Source organism: Kitasatospora sp. NPDC059160 (assembly GCF_042755465.1).
Taxonomy (GTDB): Bacteria; Actinomycetota; Actinomycetes; order Streptomycetales; family Streptomycetaceae; genus Kitasatospora.
Genome location: NZ_JBHZCN010000247.1, coordinates 1 through 1,371 on the forward strand (window position 1 = coordinate 1; position 1,371 = coordinate 1,371).

A 1,371-nucleotide genomic window follows, 5' to 3' on the forward strand; every position below is an offset into this window, starting at 1 on the left:
GGGGCTGGCCGCTGGGCGGGCCGGCGGCGGCGTGTGAGGGGTGGTCAGGGTCAGGGTCGCGTCCCTGCGGTCGGGCGGCCGAACAGCAGGTCGTAGCCGGGTGGCAGCTGGAGCAGGATCTGGTCCATGAGGTCGTCGCCGGCGGCGTCGGCCACTGTGGACAGGACGGCGCCGATGTCCCGCAGGGCCGTGGCCGCGGTGGCGCCCTCGATCCAGGCCGCGGTCGCGCGCACGAACCGCTCGGGGTTGAGGGGCTCGGCGGCGTGCAGCGGGTTGAGCAGGATCAGGGCCATGGTCTCGGGCAGTCGGGCGGCCAGTTCGGCCCGCACCTCGCCGACCAGGTGGGCGCCGAGCAGGGCCAGGATTACCCGGGCGGCCCGCTCGGCCTCCTGCGGGGTGTCGTACTCACCGCGCTCCCGGACCTCTTCCAGGAACGTCTCCCATCGAAGCGTCATCGCGGTTCTTCCTCCGTACCGAGGCCCGGCGCGCCCGGGTGGCCTCAAGGCTCGACGGCCAGGCGCCGGTGCAGACCGGTCAGCTTGAGCAGCCGCATCACGCAGCGGCCGGCCCCGCGCAGGACCAGGCGGGCATCGCACCGGTCGGCCTGGCCCTGGGCCCGGACCAAGGCGCTCAGGCCCGCGCAGTCCATGAACGTCACCTCCGACAGATCCAGCACCACCTCCCGGTGCGACTCGAGCGCGGTGGCCAGAGCACGGTGCAGCGAGGGTGCGGCGTCGAGGTCGATCTCGCCGTGGGCTCGCACGATGAAGGGCTGGTTGCTCCGGCCGTTCATGGCGTTTCCGCGTCGCTGCGGGTAGGCCGGTCCACGTAGGCCGGCCCGCGGGTCGAGGGGTGTTCCGGCCGCCCCATTCGATCGAGGGGGAGAGATCAGGGGCGGCCGGAACGGCATCGGGGAACGGATCAGGCCTGGATCTGCTTGCGGCTTCCGCTGTGGCTGATCTCGATCTTGCGGGGCTTGGCCTTCTCGGCGACCGGGATCTTCAGGGTCAGCACGCCGGCGTCGTAGTCGGCGGTGATCCCGGCGGGGTCGAGGGTGTCGGAGAGCATGACCTGGCGGGAGAACACGCCGAGCGGGCGCTCGGACAGCTCCCACTTGATGCCCTCGCCTTCCTGGCGCGGGCGGCGCTCGGCCTTGACGGTCACCATGTTCCGCTCGACGTCGATGTCGATCGCCTTCGGGTCCACCCCCGGGAGGTCGAAGCAGATCACGTATTCGTCACCGGCCCGGTAGGCGTCCAACGGCATCGGCGTCGGACGCGACCAGGTGCCGGTCGTGTTGAGGAACTGCTGGGTCAGCCGGTCCAGCTCGCGGAACGGGTCGGTGCGCAGCAGCATTGCGAAACACCTCCA

At 71.6% G+C, this 1,371-nt stretch carries 3 protein-coding genes; all 3 read right to left on the bottom strand.

The genetic code is table 11. The features are described 5' to 3' along the window. Window positions 1–50: 50 nt before the first annotated feature. Window positions 51–455 carry a DUF2267 domain-containing protein gene (locus ACFXOZ_RS42490; protein WP_380595400.1) on the bottom strand — a complete coding sequence of 135 codons (405 nt, stop codon included), beginning with the start codon at window positions 453–455 and terminating at the stop codon, window positions 51–53. 44 nt (window positions 456–499) lie between these two features. After that, the gene (locus tag ACFXOZ_RS42495; protein WP_380595402.1) at window positions 500–793 is read right to left on the bottom strand and encodes an STAS domain-containing protein; all 294 of its coding nucleotides are present in this window, start codon (window positions 791–793) and stop codon (window positions 500–502) included. Between the two features lie 128 nt (window positions 794–921). After that, window positions 922–1,356, bottom strand: a complete 435-nt coding sequence (locus ACFXOZ_RS42500) for an Hsp20/alpha crystallin family protein (RefSeq protein WP_380532345.1) — start codon at window positions 1,354–1,356, stop codon at window positions 922–924. Between the last annotated feature and the right edge of the window lie 15 nt (window positions 1,357–1,371).

Excerpts from the sequence above, each read along its gene's own strand:
- ACFXOZ_RS42490 (WP_380595400.1), bottom strand. The coding sequence starts at position 455 with ATGACGCTTCGATGGGAGACGTTCCTGGAAGAGGTCCGGGAGCGCGGT.
- ACFXOZ_RS42495 (WP_380595402.1), bottom strand. The coding sequence starts at position 793 with ATGAACGGCCGGAGCAACCAGCCCTTCATCGTGCGAGCCCACGGCGAG.
- ACFXOZ_RS42500 (WP_380532345.1), bottom strand. The coding sequence starts at position 1,356 with ATGCTGCTGCGCACCGACCCGTTCCGCGAGCTGGACCGGCTGACCCAG.